Origin of the sequence: Arthrobacter sp. LjRoot14 (assembly GCF_964253905.1) — a bacterium.
Classification (GTDB): Bacteria; Actinomycetota; Actinomycetes; order Actinomycetales; family Micrococcaceae; genus Arthrobacter.
In genome coordinates this window covers 3,500,257-3,514,396 of the sequence record NZ_CAXURL020000001.1, presented here as the reverse complement: position 1 = coordinate 3,514,396, position 14,140 = coordinate 3,500,257, and the positions used below count along the sequence as shown (strand labels likewise).

Sequence of the window (14,140 nt, the reverse complement as noted above, 5' to 3'; positions counted from 1 at the left end):
CAAGGCCGAACGGCCCTGCCCGTCACCGACCCCCGGGCCTAGACTCCAGGTGTGGCGTGGACCGCCCGCGCCGGGCCGATTGCGGCCAGAGTGTGGAATGCCAGGTGAAGACAATGGCCGGAGGAGTAGTGCACTTCGAGATCCCCGCCGACGACGAAGACCGCGCACGGGATTTTTACAGTTCGGCGTTTGGCTGGGAGATGAATCCGCTGCCGGATATGAGCTACACGCTGATCATGACGACGCCTGTCGATGACACCGGCATGCCGTCCGCGGCCGGTTCCATCAACGGGGGCATGTTCCGCCGGGAGGGGGAGATGGCGGCACCGGTGGTCACCGTTGACGTGGAGGACATTGACGCCGCCCTGGCGAAGATTGCCGCCGTGGGTGGTTCAGTCTTCCGGGGCAAAATGGAGGTTCCGGGCATGGGGTGGAACGCCTATTTCAAGGACAGCGAGGGGAACATCGTGGGCTTGTGGCAAAACGCGGAACCGGGCCCCGCCGTCAGCCCTGACGCCGCTGCCAACGACATCGGCGCCTGACGCCTCAGTGCATGCCTGAAGCCGCCCACAGCGCCACGACTGCCAGGGGAACCGTCAGCGTTGCAGCCCCCAGGCCCGCCAGGGCGAATCCGCCCCACCTGATCCGGACGTTCAGCGCCCGCAGCCGCTCGTGCCAGAGCAACGTGGCCAGCGACGCCCACGGACTCACCAGCGGGCCAAGGTTCACGCCGATAAGAAGGGCGGCGAGCCTGGCCGGCGAGCTGGCCACAGGTTCCAGGGCCAGGTAGGCGGGGAGGTTGTTGGCAGCATTGGCGGCGCCCGCGCCCAGCCCCGCCAACTGCAGGAGGGCGGACAGGCTGTCGCCTGATCCGGACACTCCGGCCAGGAGCGAAGTCAGGCCGTTGGCGTGCAGGGCCTCCACGATCATGAACAGGCCCACCGTCAGCATCAGCGGACGCCACGGAACCATGGACCAGCGCAGCGCGGCCGGGCGGCGCCGCAGGAAGACCGCCAGCAGGAAAGCCGCGGCTACCATCGCGGGGTATTGCACCGGAACTCCGGACACCAACGCAGGCAGCAGCACCAGCAGCGTGCCGGCTGCAAATATCAGCAGGCCGCGGTCCCGCACGCGGTGGACAGGCTGTGGACCGTAGGTACCGCGCAGCTCGCGCCTGAACGCCAGCCACAACAGGGCCAGCGGGACCAGCAATCCCACCAAAGCAGGCGCCCAGACCAAAGCCGCAAAGCCGAGCGGGCTGAGCCCGAGCCTGTCCTGCGCCAAAAGGTTCGTCAGATTGGACACCGGAAGCAACAGGGAGGCCGTATTGGCGAGCCAGATGCTGGTCAGGGCGAACGGCAGGGGCGGAATCCGGGCATGGACGGCCAGGAGCACCACCACAGGAGTCACCAGCACCGCCGTCGTGTCCAGGGACAGGAACACCGTGGAGACAGTGGCCACCGCGATGACCAGGAGCCACAAGGAGAAGACCCGGCCCCGGCCCAGGGCAGCCAGGCGGTCCGTCACCACGCGGAACAGCCCCGCCTCGTCCAGGAGCTCAGTGACCAGCGACATGGCCAGCACGAAGGACAGGATCGGGATGGTGCGGGCCGCCAGTTCCCCGAAAGCGCGCCCCGGGAGCGCACCAACCGCCAGGGCGCCCATGCCTGCCGCCAGTACGGCCCCCGGCAGGAGGTAGCTCCGTATCTTCGTCAGCCACGCGAACCGCTCCACCGCCCCATCGTCCCATCCGCTGCCGTGTGCGTGCGCGAGCGACGCTCGGACGCCTGCCGGCATGCTCTTCCGCCGAGGCAAGGGGAACAGGTCAGAGACGGTAACTTTGTACCTATGAAGTACGCCCAGTCCGTCCTGGACCTCATCGGCAACACGCCTCTCGTCAAGCTCAACCACGTCACCGATGGCATCAAAGCCACCGTCCTGGCGAAGGTGGAATACCTCAACCCCGGGGGGTCCATCAAGGACCGGATCGCGGCGAAGATGATCGAGGAGGCGGAGCGGGACGGCAAGCTGCTGCCCGGCGGGACCATCGTTGAACCCACCTCGGGGAACACCGGCGTTGGCCTGGCACTGGTGGCACAGCAGAAGGGCTACCGCTGCGTTTTCGTGGTGCCGGACAAGGTGGGCGAGGACAAGCGTGCCGTCCTGCAGGCATACGGCGCCGAAGTGGTGGTGACGCCTACCGCCGTCGCACCTGACAGCCCGCAGAGCTACTACGGCGTGTCCGACCGCCTCGTCACCGAGATCCCCGGCGCCTATAAACCGGACCAGTTCTCCAACCCTGCCGCCCCCGGGAGCCACTACGAAACCACCGGCCCGGAAATCTGGCGCGACACGGACGGGCGGATCACCCACTGCGTGATCGGGGCGGGCACCGGCGGCACCATCACCGGCACGGGCCGGTACCTCAAGGAGGTTTCCGCCAACCGTCCCGAAGCCGACGGCGGACGCGTCCGGATCATCGGCGCCGACCCCGAAGGCTCCGTGTACTCGGGCGGCACCGGACGGCCGTACTTCGTCGAAGGCGTCGGTGAGGACATGTGGCCGGCCAACTACGACAAGTCCGTTCCGGACCAGGTGATTGCCGTCAGCGATGCCGAGTCCTTCGAAATGACCCGCAGGCTGGCCCGCGAGGAGGGCCTGCTGGTGGGCGGATCCTCCGGCATGGCCGTCGTGGCCGCCCTGCAGGTAGCCAAGGACCTGCCCGAGGACGCCGTGGTGGTGGTGATCCTGCCCGATTCCGGCCGCGGCTACCTTGCGAAGATCTTCAACGACCAGTGGATGCGGTCCTACGGCTTCCTGTCCGGCGGCGAAGAGTCCTCCGTCGGTGAGGTGCTCAAGTCGAAGACCGGTGAGCTCCCCGAGCTGGTGCACATCCACCCGAACGAAACCGTGCGCGATGTCATCAACATCATGAACGAGTTCGGCGTCTCCCACATCCCGGTCCTGTCCCAGGAGCCGCCGGTGGTCATGGGCGAGGTGCTGGGCGCCGTGGACGAGCGGAGCCTCACCTCCAAGCTGTTCCGCGGCGAGGCGAAGCTGACGGACAAGATCTCCGAACACATGGGGGAGCGCCTGCCCGTGATCGGATCGCTGGAAACCATCTCCGCCGCCCGTGAACTGCTCTCCGACGTCGACACCGTGATGGTCACGTTCGTTGGCGCCCCGGTGGGCATCCTGACCCGCCACGACCTTCTCGCCTACCTCAGCAACTGACCCGGTGGTTGAGCCTGTGCCGGACCAGGATTTCGACAGGCTCGATCACCGGACTCCAGCCGAAAGGAACGTCATGTCCAGAGAAAACCAAGGCTTCAACACCCGCGCCGTGCACGCCGGCCAGGCCTTCGAGCCGCGCACCGGCGCCGTGGTGCCCCCGCTGCACTTCAGCTCCACCTACGCCCAGGAAGCCATCGGAGTGCTGCGCGACGGCTACGAATACGGCCGCGGCGGCAACCCCACCCGCGACGCGCTGCAGGAACAGCTTGCCGCCCTCGAAGGCGGCTCGCACGCCTACTCCTTCAGCTCGGGCCTGGCCGCGGAGGACTCCCTCATCCGGGCGCTCACCCGCCCCGGGGACCACATCGTGCTGGGCAACGACGCCTACGGGGGAACCTACCGCCTGATCAGCCGTGTGCTGGGGGATTGGGGGATCGGCAACACCCCCGTGGACATGGCGGATCTCGATGCGGTGGCGAAGGCTGTCGCCGCGGGCGGGACGGACGGCGGCACCACCCGCCTCGTATGGGTGGAAACCCCTTCCAACCCGATGATGAAGATCACCGACATCGAAGCGCTCGCCGCGCTGGCCCACGACGCCGGCGCCCTCCTGGTGGTGGACAACACCTTCGCGTCGCCCTATTTGCAGACCCCGCTGGCCCTTGGTGCCGACATCGTGGTGCATTCCACCACCAAGTACATCGGCGGCCATTCCGACGTCGTCGGCGGAGCGATCGTGGTCAACGACGCGGAACTCGCCGAGAAGATCGGCTTCGTCCAGTTCGCCGTCGGCGCGGTTTCCGGGCCGATGGACGCCTTCCTCACCACCCGCGGGCTCAAGACCCTCGGCGTCCGGATGGACCGGCACAGCGACAACGCCCAGGCCGTGGCCGAGTGGCTGCTGCAGCGCCCGGAAGTGGAGGCGGTGCTGTACCCGGGCCTCCCGTCGCACCCCGGCCACGAACTGGCGAAGAAGCAGATGAAGAAGTTCGGCGGCATGATTTCCGTGCAGTTCAAGGGCGGCGAAGCCGCGGCCCGTACCGTTGCGGAAAACACGTCGGTGTTCACCCTGGCCGAGTCCCTCGGCGGCATTGAATCCCTGATGAACTACCCGTCGGAAATGACGCACGCTTCGGTCAAGGGGACGGAACTGGCAGTGCCGGTCAATCTGATCCGGCTCTCCTGCGGCATCGAGGACGTCGAGGACCTGATTGCGGACCTGGAGCACGCTTTCACCTTCATTGGTGCGGGCAGCTAGCAGCCGGTGACCATCTCGCTTCGGGCTATTTCGCCCGCCACCCGCGGCTGGCTCGCGACTGCGGCCGGTGCCGTAATTCTTGCCGTAGCAGTGTGGTTCCTGTACACGGACTACAAACCGTTCCTGAACGACTTCGAGGTCTACTACTACGGCGGCGGCCGCGTCCTGGCATCAGGTGAAGGCGGCGCCAACGAGCTCTACGCACCGCGTGACGGCCTTCCGTTCACGTACCCGCCGTTTGCTGCCCTGCTCTTTGCCTTGTTGGCGACGATGAGCTTTGACGCAAGCAGCCTGGTCTTCATCGTTGCTGCCCTGGCCGGTGCAGCGGTGGTGGCAGGCTGGCTGGCCCGGCACTACTTCGGCATTAAGTCGTGGCGCGCAGCCTTTGCGGACTACCGCTTCAGGACCACTGCCTTGGTGGGAACCGGCGCGATCCTGCTCCTGGGGCCATGGCGGGACACGTTCGTATTCGGCCAGATCAACATCATCCTGATGGGCCTGATCCTCGCGGACTTCGCCCTGTACGGGAAGTCGCGTGCGGGTGAAATCCGGTGGCCTGCCGGCCTGCTGATCGGACTGGCCGCCGGAGTGAAGCTCACCCCGCTCGCGTTCGGCCTGTACTTCCTGGTGCGCCGCGACTTCAAGGCGCTCGGCTGGATGGCTGCCGGCTTCTTCGGTTCCATTGCGCTGTCCTGGGCAATCCTGCCCCAGGCGTCCTTGGCTTTCTGGACCAAGATCCTGCCTGACACCGGGCGGATCGGCGGACCGGCTTACGTGGACAACCTCTCCCTGAAGGGGCTGCTGCTGCACGTCGGCATGCCGGATTCGTCCGTGACCAACCTGGCGTGGCTGGTCCTTTCGCTGGCGCTGGTAGTTCTCGCTGCGCTGGTCATCAAGTGGGCGGTGGACGTTGACGAGAACTTCATCGCGGTGTCCGCCACCGCCGTTCTCATGCTGCTGATCAGCCCGGTTTCCTGGTCACACCACTGGGTCTGGGTGGCTGTTGCGCTGCCCAGCATGGCATTTGCGATGCACCGCGTGCCGTCGCGCAACGGCAGGATGCGGACTGCCGGCCGGGTCATCGTTGTTTTCTCCACCATCGCCTTCTACATGACGCCCAAGAACCTGGCGGTCTGGGCCGGAGCAGCCGAATGGGGCAAGGACCCGCAGACGCAGTGGCAGCTCACGGTGTCAAGCCTGGGTGTGGTGTGCGGCATCGCGATGCTGGCGTACTGGGCCCTCGCGTACCGTCCCTCGAGGGCCTCGCTTCGCTCATCTCCAGCCGGTAAAACGGGTATCCGGACAACCTAGCTTTCTTGAAGAAAGTCAGCTACGGTAGCCTGCATGGCACTCCGCTCTGACTGGTCCCAACGCACGTGCGCCATGGCGCGCGGCCTCGATATCCTTGGCGATCCCTGGAGCATGCTGGTGCTCCGCGAAGTCTTCTTCGGCAACGGCCGCTTCGATGCCATGAAGAAGCGGCTGATGGTCGCCGACTCCGTGCTCACCAAACGCCTGGCCGGCCTCGTGGACGACGGGCTGCTGGAGCGGAAACCGTACGACGACGGCGGCCGCACCCGGCAGGAGTACGTCCTCACCGGGAAGGGCGAGGACGCGCTGCCGGTTCTTAATGCCGTCGTGATCTGGGCTGAAAAGCACCTCCCGGCGCCGTCCGAAACGGCGCACATGTTTGTCATCCACTCCACCTGCGGGCAGCGGACGTCCTCCGCGGACACCTGCACGGCCTGCGGTGAGCGTCTTAGCGCGGACAACACCAGCTGGCACAGCCTCACCCGCACCCCGGAACCGGTTCCGCTGGCCACGGCAGCCCCACAGAACGGAACCGCAGCATGAGCGCCCCCAAGACCACGCTGCCCTCCGCTCCCCACACGAAACCACGCCGCCGGCTGCATCCCGCGTGGATCGTGGCCGCCGTCGCATTCCTTGCCCTGGTGGGCGCAGCAGGCTTCCGGGCGGCCCCCGGGGTCCTGATGGTGCCGCTGCAGAACGAATTCGGCTGGTCCACCACCGTGCTGTCCGCGGCGGTCAGCATCAACCTGGTGCTCTTTGGCCTCACCGCCCCCTTTGCTGCGGCACTCATGGAACGGTTCGGCATCCGCGCCGTGACCTCGGTGGCGCTGGTCCTGATCGGCGCCGGCAGTGCCCTGACCGTGCTGGTGAACCAGTCCTGGCAGATCCTGCTGACCTGGGGGTTGCTGATCGGACTGGGTACGGGTTCCATGGCACTGGTCTTCGCCGCCACCATCGCCAACACCTGGTTCGCCAAGAGCCGCGGCCTGGTGATCGGCATTTTGACGGCGGGGAGTGCCGCCGGGCAGCTGGTCTTCCTGCCCTTCATCGCCATGCTGGCGCAGGATCCCGGCTGGCGGCAGGCCTCCCTGCTCATCGCCGCCGGTGCCCTGGCCGTGGTGCCGCTGGTGCTTAAATTCCTCAAGAACTCACCCGCCGACGCCGGAGTGCTGCCCTACGGCTCCGACGCCGCCGCGGAACCGGCCCCTTCACCAGCGTCCGGCGGCGCCGCCGTTCCCGGCGGCAACGGCACAGCTCCCGACGGGAACGCCGCGCCCGGGGGGAACGCCGCCGTCCGGGCGCTGCAGGTGCTCAGGCGCGCCAGCGAGGTCCGGACGTTCTGGGCGCTGGTGGCCGGCTTCGCCATCTGCGGGGCCACCACCAACGGGCTTATCGGCACCCACTTCATCCCTTCCGCGCACGACCACGGCATGGCCGAAACCACCGCTGCGGGCCTGCTCGCCGTCGTCGGAATCTTCGACATCGTGGGCACCATCGCATCCGGCTGGCTGACCGACCGTTTCAACCCGCGGATCCTGCTGGCGGTGTACTACCAGTTCCGCGGCATCGGACTGCTGGTGCTGCCGCTCCTGCTAAGCGCCACGGTCCAGCCCAGCATGATCGTGTTCGTGGTGATTTACGGGCTGGATTGGGTGGCCACCGTCCCTCCCACCGCTGCCATCTGCCGCCAGGTGTTCGGCGCCGACGGCAGCGTGGTGTTCGGCTGGGTCTTCGCCGCCCACCAGCTCGGCGCGGCCGCCGCCGCCCTGGCCGCCGGCGCCATCCGTGACGCCACCGGCCAGTACACGTACGCCTGGTTCGGCGCAGCCGCCATGTGCACCATTGCCGCCGTCATCAGCGCCACCATCCGCAAGGACGCCGCGGCACGGGAACCTGTCCTCGTGGAGGCAAGGGCCGCCGAGGGCTGAGCGAGCCGCCCAGGCGGACGGGCCGGCAGCCGGGAGCGCATAAAGCCCGGAGGCTGGTTCCGCCGGCTTGTGGTGCCACGCCGGGGCAGCGCAGCAGGGGACAGGGCCGCTGTTTCAGTAGGATGTGAGGACGATGCGCCGGATCCGGCGCGAGGCAGCCGGCACAACTTCGCGATACGCGCGCACCGCGCCTTCAGTGGCGCCGCTCTGCAGGAACAACGTTTGGGGACACGGGATGGCACTGCTCGACGCCGAAAAAGAGCTCGACGCCGGACCTCGCCTACGCGCGGGGGCGGAACCCGGGCCACTCGCCGGGGCCGCCGGATCCTGGTACCGCAGCCGGCTGGCGCTGGGCGTCGCCGGTGAGCTGGTGACTCTCCTGGCCGTCCTGGCCGCAGCCTGGTTCGTCGCCCAACGCCTTGACGCCTGGGCCGGGCACGGTCTCGATTTCAGCGTGTACTGGCACGGCGGCAAGATCCTCAACGAGGCCGGCCAGTCGCCGTCGGACCTGTACAGCCTGACCGTGGGCTGGGCCGGAGGGCCGGAGCTGCCGTTCACGTACCCGCCCTTCGCCGCGCTGCTATTCAGCCTGCTGGCCAGGCTGCCGGAGAAATCCGCGCTGATGCTTTTCAATGCCGCCGGGGCGGCAGTTGCCGTGTGGGTTGCCGTGCGCGGCGTGCGCTACTGGAGCGCGAAACAGGACTGGCGCTCCACCTTCGGAGCTTCCGGATTCCAGGCAACACGCAACAAATGGGGCGCCGTGATCCTGCTGCTTGCCGTCCTGAACCTGGGCCCGTGGCGTGAGACCCTGGCGTTCGGCCAAATCAACATCCTGCTGATGGGGATCATGGCGGCCGATCTGCTGGCTAGGAACCAGCGCTGGGTCCAGGGTTTTCCGGGCCGGGGCTTCCTGGTGGGGATGGCCGCCGGCATCAAACTGACGCCACTGGTTTTCGGCCTGTACTTCCTGGTCCGCAAGGACTGGCGCGGCCTGTTCAACATGGCCGGGGGGTTCGCCTTCACTGTGCTGCTGGGCTGGCTGGTCCGCCCGGCGGAATCGTTCCGGTTCTGGCTGGAGATCCTCCCGGACACGTCCAGGATCGGCGGCGCAGGCTACGTGGACAACCTCTCACTCAAAGGTGCCCTGCTGCATTTCGGTGTTCCCGAAGCCGGCGTCACGGTTCCCTGGCTGCTGCTGAGCCTGCTGGTGACAGGCATGGGCGCCATGGTGATCAAGACCGCAAGCGACCAGGGCTCACGGGTGGTGGCCATTTCGGCCACAGCCCTCACCATGCTTCTCATCAGCCCCGTCTCGTGGTCCCACCACTGGGTCTGGATGGCGGCAGTCCTCCCGGCCTTCGCCTGGACCCTGCGTGAGACGCCGCACCGTTACCGTGCCACCCGCTGGCTGATGGGCGGAGTGCTGGGGGCCTCGATCATCGTGTTCTTCTTTTCCCCCAAGAGCATCGGCGAGGCCCTGGGCGCGGAGAACCTGGACTTCCAAACGCCGGAGCCCTGGCTGATGGCCTCCAGCGCCGGCGTGTTCTGCGCCGTGGCCATCCTGGCGTGCTGGCTCGTGGTGCTCCGGCGGGGGTCCCTGGCCGAGGTGCCCGCATGAGCAGGACAGCGTTGGTGACCGGCGTCGGCCGCCTTGCCGGTATCGGTGCCGGCATTGCCCGCCGCCTCGCTGCCGACGGCTGGGACCTGGTGCTGACGTACTGGCAGGACTACGATTCCCGGATGCCCTGGGGAGTCCAGCCGGAGGATGTTGAACGCCTCACGGCGGAACTTGAAGCAACCGGCGCCCGCGTCGTTGCCGTGCCTGCGGACCTGGAGGATCCGCTGGCCGTGGATCGGCTCATGGCCGCCGTGGCGGAGCAGGCCGGAACGTTGCAGGGGCTGGTGCTGAGCCACACCGAGTCCGTGGACTCCGGCATCCTGGACACCACCCTGGCCAGCTGGGACCGGCACTTTGCCGTCAACGCCCGGGCCAGCTGGCAGTTGATCGCGGCCTTCGCCCGGCAGGCGTCGGACGACGGCGGCGCCATCGTGGCGCTGACCAGTGACCACACGGCGTTCAACCTGCCGTACGGCGCTTCCAAGGGGGCGCTGGACCGGACCGTCATTGCCGCGGCACGGGAGCTGGGGCCGATCGGCATCACCGCGAATGTGCTGAACCCCGGGCCGGTGGATACGGGTTGGATGGACAGGGCCCTGCGGGAGGACCTCACCCGGCAACAACCCGGCGGAAGGCTCGGTACCCCCGCGGACGTGGCCGGAACCGTGGCGTTCCTGCTCTCGCCGGAAGGCCGCTGGGTGTCCGGTCAGCTGATCAAGGCCGACGGCGGCTTCTCGGCCTAGGTTCACCCATCCGCCCGCCAGCCCAAGTAGCTCGCAGTTAACGTCGTGAAAAGCGCGTTTCACGACGTTAACTGCGAGTCAGTTGGGCCAGGGATCAGCGGAAGGCGCCGATGCCGGTGATGTGCTGGCCCAGGATGAGGGTGTGGACCTCGTCGGTCCCCTCATAGGTGCGGACCGACTCGAGGTTCGAGGCGTGCCGCAGCGGCGAGTAGTCAAGGGTGATCCCGTTCCCGCCCAGGATGGAGCGGGCCTCCCGGGCAATACCCAGCGCCTCGCGTACGTTGTTCAGCTTGCCGAGTGAAATCTGTTCCGGCCGCAGGGCGCCGGCGTCCTTCAGACGGCCCAGGTGGAGCGCCAGCATGGTCCCCTTCTGGATCTCCAGGAGCATGTTCACCAGCTTCTCCTGGGTCAGCTGGTACCCGGCCAGCGGCCGGCCGAACTGGAGCCGGTCCTGCGAGTACTTCAGGGCGGCCTCGTAGGAATCACGGGCGGCACCCATGGCACCCCAGGCAATCCCGTACCGCGCTTCGTTGAGGCAGGTGAAGGGGCCCCGCAGGCCGCGGGCACCCGGCAGCAGGGCCTCCGGACCCAGCCGCACGCCGTCGAACGCCACGTCGCACTGGATCGAGGCGCGCATCGAAAGTTTCCGGTTGATCGGCGTCGCGGTGACCCCGGGAGTTCCGGCGGGCACCAGGAAGCCGCGGACGCCGTCGTCGGTCATGGCCCACACCACCATCACCCCGGCCACGGAAGCCAGCCCGATCCAGCGCTTGGCGCCGTCGAGCACCCACCCGGCGTCGTCCCCGGATCCGTCGCGGCGGGCCGTCGTGGTCATGGAGGACGGATCTGATCCGGCAGTCGGTTCGGTCAGGGCGAAACAACCGATTACCTCGCCGGCGGCCATCCGGGGGAGCCACTCCTGTTTCTGGTCCTCGGACCCCCACTTGTGGATGGCGGTCATGGCCAGGGAACCCTGCACCGAGACGAAGGTGCGGATTCCGGAGTCCCCGGCCTCCAGCTCCATGGCCGCCAGGCCGTACTCGACGGCGGACCGGCCCGGGCAGCGGTAACCCTCCAGGTGCATGCCGAGCACGCCCAGCTCGCCGAGTTCGGGGGCAAGGTCGAGCGGAAACACGGCGTCGTCGTACCAGCGGGCAATATCCGGTTTGATCCGCTGCTCCGTGAAATCGCGGATGCGCTCCCGGAGAGCCAGCTCCTCAGCCGTCAGTAGGGCGTCAAGGCCGAGGACATCGGAGGTGTCGGAAACAGCGGGGAGGTCAGCGGCGTTGCTCATTGGAGCATCCTACGGCGTGCTTGTCCGGACTGCCGGTACCCCATGTTCCTATAGCTTGCTGGGCTCCGCCTGCCGTGCCACGAAGTAGTCCCGGGTGGCGGGGGAGAAGCGGCACACCACGGCCAACACCACGCCCAGCGCCAGCAGCACCACGCCGCTGACAAAGGCGCCGCCCACGCCGAAGATCTCCGTATCGCCGTAGGCCGGGTCCCACATCTGGACGGCGGAGATGAAGAACGCCGCAGTCAGCATCAGTGCGCCGAGCAGCGGCAGGATGCCCCGGAACCAGAGATTGCGGGCGGAAACGCGCAAGGTACCGCGGAAGAACCAGAAGCAGGCGAAGCCGGTCAGCGCATAGTAGAAAGCAATGAACAGGCTGATGGCGCTGATGGAGTCGGAAAGCAGGTTCTGGCTCAGGAAGCTCATGGCCACGTAGTACACGACGGCGGCGGCCCCCATCACCTGCGTGGAGAACCCCGGAGTCTGGTTTCGCGGGTGGACTTCGCCGAACTTGGCCGGCAGGGCGCCGTGGACGCCCATGGACAGCGTCCCGCGGGCGGTGGGCAGGATGGTGGTCTGAGTTGAGGACAGTACCGAGGCCAGCACGGCCACCACGATCAGCCAGCCCCATGGGCCAAGCACAACATCCTTCATGGCCAGGAAGACGTCATCCTGGTTTTCCGCATTGCCGAGGCCGATGCCGTCCGTGCCCACGGTGGCATACATCATCACCAGGAGCGCCACGGAAACGTAGATGGCCATCAGGACGAAGGCGGAGATGACGGCACCGCGGCCGGGCGTCCTGGACGGGTTCTCGGTTTCCTCATTCACGGCCAGGCACGTGTCCCAGCCCCAATAGATGAAAAGGGCCAGCAGGGCACCGTGAACCACAGCGCCGGGATCGGCGAAGGCTCCGGCGGGGTTGAACCATTCGAAGTCGAATGCCTGGCCCTCCGGTGCTCCGCCCGCAATCCGGAACACGATGGCCAGCGCGAATATGCCTAGCGAGACATACTGCACGTAGGTCAGCACCCGCTGGACGTGCTCGCCGAGCCGGATGCCCCGGTAGTTCACCAGGGTCATGAAGATAATGAACACGACGCCGGTGGCCGTCACCAGAAGGTCGTTTTCGGCCAGCGAACCGTCGCCGACCAGCAGCCACAGGTATTGCCCTGCCACCTGGGCCAGGTTGGCGAGCACCACGATGCCCGCCAGGGCAACGCCCCAGCCGCCCAGCCAGCCCGCCCACGGCCCGAATGCCCGGCGGGCCCAGATGAAGGTGGTGCCGCAGTCCGGCATGGCGCTGTTCAGTTCCCGGAAGGCGTAGGCGATGAAGAGCACCGGCACAAAGCCCAGGAGGAGGATCAGCGGGGTGTAGTTGCCATTGACCGCCACGATCAGGCCCAGCGTGGCAGCGAGTGAATAGACGGGGGCGGTGGACGCCAGCCCCAGCATGACCGAGTCGCCCAGGTCCAGGATGCCGGCGCGCAGCCCCTTGGACGGGACCTCCGCCGTCGTCGTCGTCCCTGTGCTCATAGTGCGATACCTGCTTTGCTGGAGGAGGCCGAAGCGGCCTGGACTGAAAGGGGTGCCGGGGCGTCGATCGTGTTGGGGACGAACCGGCAGAAGTAATCGGTGATGGGGCCGTCCGATTCGCGGATGCCGCAGCCCACGGACTCGCCATCCACCACCCAGAGGCCCAGAACCGGGTGGTTGCCGTCGAAGTCGGGCAGGGAGTGGAACTGCTGGTAACACCAGCCCTCGCGCCCGTAGCCGCCCGGCTGCTCCATGTTGATGCCGGCAGCATGGATCTTGATGTTGTCCCCTTCGCGGCCGTGCAGCGGCTTGGCTACCCATTCCTTCAGCGGCCCGGGTTCGTTCAGGTATGCCGGGAGGAGGTTGGGGTGGTCAGGGTACAGGTGCCACAAGGCGGCCAGGAGTGCCTTGTTGGACAGGAGCATTTTCCAGGCCGGCTCCACCCAGCGCGGATTGTGAGCACGCTGCAGCAGCCGCTGGCCGAAGGGTTCCTTCATCATCAGTTCCCACGGATACAGCTTGAAGATCGTGCTGATCATGAAGTTGTCCAGGTCCACAAAGCGGTTCAGGTTGGGGTCCCAGCCGATGTCGGACATGTTGATGCCGATGGTGGTCCAGCCGCCCTGGCCGGCGACGTCCCGCATGTAGGCCGCCGTCATCCAGTCCTCGCCGGACTGCTCGGCTTCCGAGTGCGCAATGTGCAGGGTGCTCATGCCGGTGCGGTACTGGAGTTTCTTCCACTGCCGGATCAGGGCTTCATGGATGCCGTTCCACTGGTCCTTCTCCGGGAATACGTCCTGCAGCCAGAACCATTGCGCCACGGAGGCCTCGATCAGCCCCGTGGGCGTGTCCGCGTTGTACTCGAGCATCTTGGCAGGGCCGCCGTGGCCGTCGTAGACGAAGTCGAAGCGGCCGTAGATGTCCATGTCCCCGGCCTGCAGTGATTCCGCGGCCAGCTCCAGCGCCTGCGGACCGATACCGATGTTGCCCATGGCCCCGGTGGCAAGGTATTTGGCTGCCTCAAGGCACATCAGGTGCATGTCCTCGGCGGTCTTCTCGAGGGTTTCCACCTCGTCCATGGTGAATTCGTAGTACGCGGACTCGTTCCAGTACTCGATCTTCTTGCCGTCAGGCATGGTGGTGGTGGAAAAGACCAGCCCCTGTTCCTCGATCTTCCGCTTCCAGTCGGGCCTGGGGGTTGCAGTCAGTCTCTTCACG

12 protein-coding genes are annotated in these 14,140 nt (G+C 67.1%); 8 read left to right on the top strand and 4 right to left on the bottom strand.

Translation table 11 applies throughout. The features are described 5' to 3' along the window. Positions 1 to 113 precede the first annotated feature (113 nt). Positions 114 to 542 carry a VOC family protein gene (locus ACSQ12_RS15895; protein WP_436066016.1) on the top strand — a complete coding sequence of 143 codons (429 nt, stop codon included), beginning with the start codon at positions 114 to 116 and terminating at the stop codon, positions 540 to 542. A gap of 4 nt (positions 543 to 546) precedes the next feature. On the opposite strand, the gene ACSQ12_RS15890 is transcribed toward ACSQ12_RS15895, so the two are convergent. After that, positions 547 to 1,734: an SLC13 family permease gene (locus tag ACSQ12_RS15890; protein ID WP_436067014.1), complete on the bottom strand. Its 1,188-nt coding sequence runs from the start codon at positions 1,732 to 1,734 to the stop codon at positions 547 to 549. A gap of 114 nt (positions 1,735 to 1,848) precedes the next feature. Here ACSQ12_RS15890 and ACSQ12_RS15885 point away from each other — a divergent pair, with 114 nt between their 5' ends. From ACSQ12_RS15885 to ACSQ12_RS15855, 7 genes are all read left to right on the top strand, one after another. After that, positions 1,849 to 3,234, top strand: a complete 1,386-nt coding sequence (locus ACSQ12_RS15885; RefSeq protein WP_436066015.1) for a cystathionine beta-synthase — start codon at positions 1,849 to 1,851, stop codon at positions 3,232 to 3,234. A gap of 73 nt (positions 3,235 to 3,307) precedes the next feature. After that, on the top strand, positions 3,308 to 4,492 hold the full coding sequence (locus tag ACSQ12_RS15880) for a cystathionine gamma-synthase (RefSeq protein ID WP_436066014.1): 1,185 nt from the start codon (positions 3,308 to 3,310) through the stop codon (positions 4,490 to 4,492). Between the two features lie 6 nt (positions 4,493 to 4,498). Further along, entirely contained in the window at positions 4,499 to 5,803 is a 1,305-nt protein-coding gene (locus ACSQ12_RS15875; protein ID WP_436066013.1) for a glycosyltransferase family 87 protein, read from the top strand. Between the two features lie 33 nt (positions 5,804 to 5,836). Further along, positions 5,837 to 6,346 (top strand): winged helix-turn-helix transcriptional regulator, encoded by a 510-nt coding sequence (locus ACSQ12_RS15870; protein ID WP_436066012.1) that lies wholly within the window; start codon positions 5,837 to 5,839, stop codon positions 6,344 to 6,346. Beyond that, positions 6,343 to 7,731 (top strand): MFS transporter, encoded by a 1,389-nt coding sequence (locus ACSQ12_RS15865; protein ID WP_436066011.1) that lies wholly within the window; start codon positions 6,343 to 6,345, stop codon positions 7,729 to 7,731. Before ACSQ12_RS15870 ends, ACSQ12_RS15865 begins: the two co-directional genes overlap by 4 nt. A 235-nt stretch (positions 7,732 to 7,966) precedes the next feature. After that, positions 7,967 to 9,349 carry a glycosyltransferase 87 family protein gene (locus ACSQ12_RS15860; RefSeq protein WP_436066010.1) on the top strand — a complete coding sequence of 461 codons (1,383 nt, stop codon included), beginning with the start codon at positions 7,967 to 7,969 and terminating at the stop codon, positions 9,347 to 9,349. Next, the gene (locus ACSQ12_RS15855) at positions 9,346 to 10,092 is read left to right on the top strand and encodes an SDR family oxidoreductase (RefSeq protein WP_436066009.1); all 747 of its coding nucleotides are present in this window, start codon (positions 9,346 to 9,348) and stop codon (positions 10,090 to 10,092) included. The genes ACSQ12_RS15860 and ACSQ12_RS15855 overlap by 4 nt, the downstream gene beginning before the upstream one ends. 94 nt (positions 10,093 to 10,186) lie before the next feature. Here the strand turns inward: ACSQ12_RS15855 and ACSQ12_RS15850 are convergent, their stop codons facing one another. The 3 genes from ACSQ12_RS15850 to ACSQ12_RS15840 are packed head-to-tail and all read right to left on the bottom strand — an operon-like array spanning position 10,187 to position 14,139. Continuing rightward, positions 10,187 to 11,386 (bottom strand): acyl-CoA dehydrogenase family protein, encoded by a 1,200-nt coding sequence (locus ACSQ12_RS15850; protein ID WP_436066008.1) that lies wholly within the window; start codon positions 11,384 to 11,386, stop codon positions 10,187 to 10,189. A gap of 48 nt (positions 11,387 to 11,434) precedes the next feature. Beyond that, positions 11,435 to 12,922, bottom strand: coding sequence for an APC family permease (locus tag ACSQ12_RS15845; RefSeq protein WP_436066007.1), 1,488 nt, complete (start codon positions 12,920 to 12,922; stop codon positions 11,435 to 11,437). Next, positions 12,919 to 14,139 (bottom strand): glutathionylspermidine synthase family protein, encoded by a 1,221-nt coding sequence (locus tag ACSQ12_RS15840; RefSeq protein WP_436066006.1) that lies wholly within the window; start codon positions 14,137 to 14,139, stop codon positions 12,919 to 12,921. Before ACSQ12_RS15840 ends, ACSQ12_RS15845 begins: the two co-directional genes overlap by 4 nt. Position 14,140 lies beyond the last annotated feature (1 nt).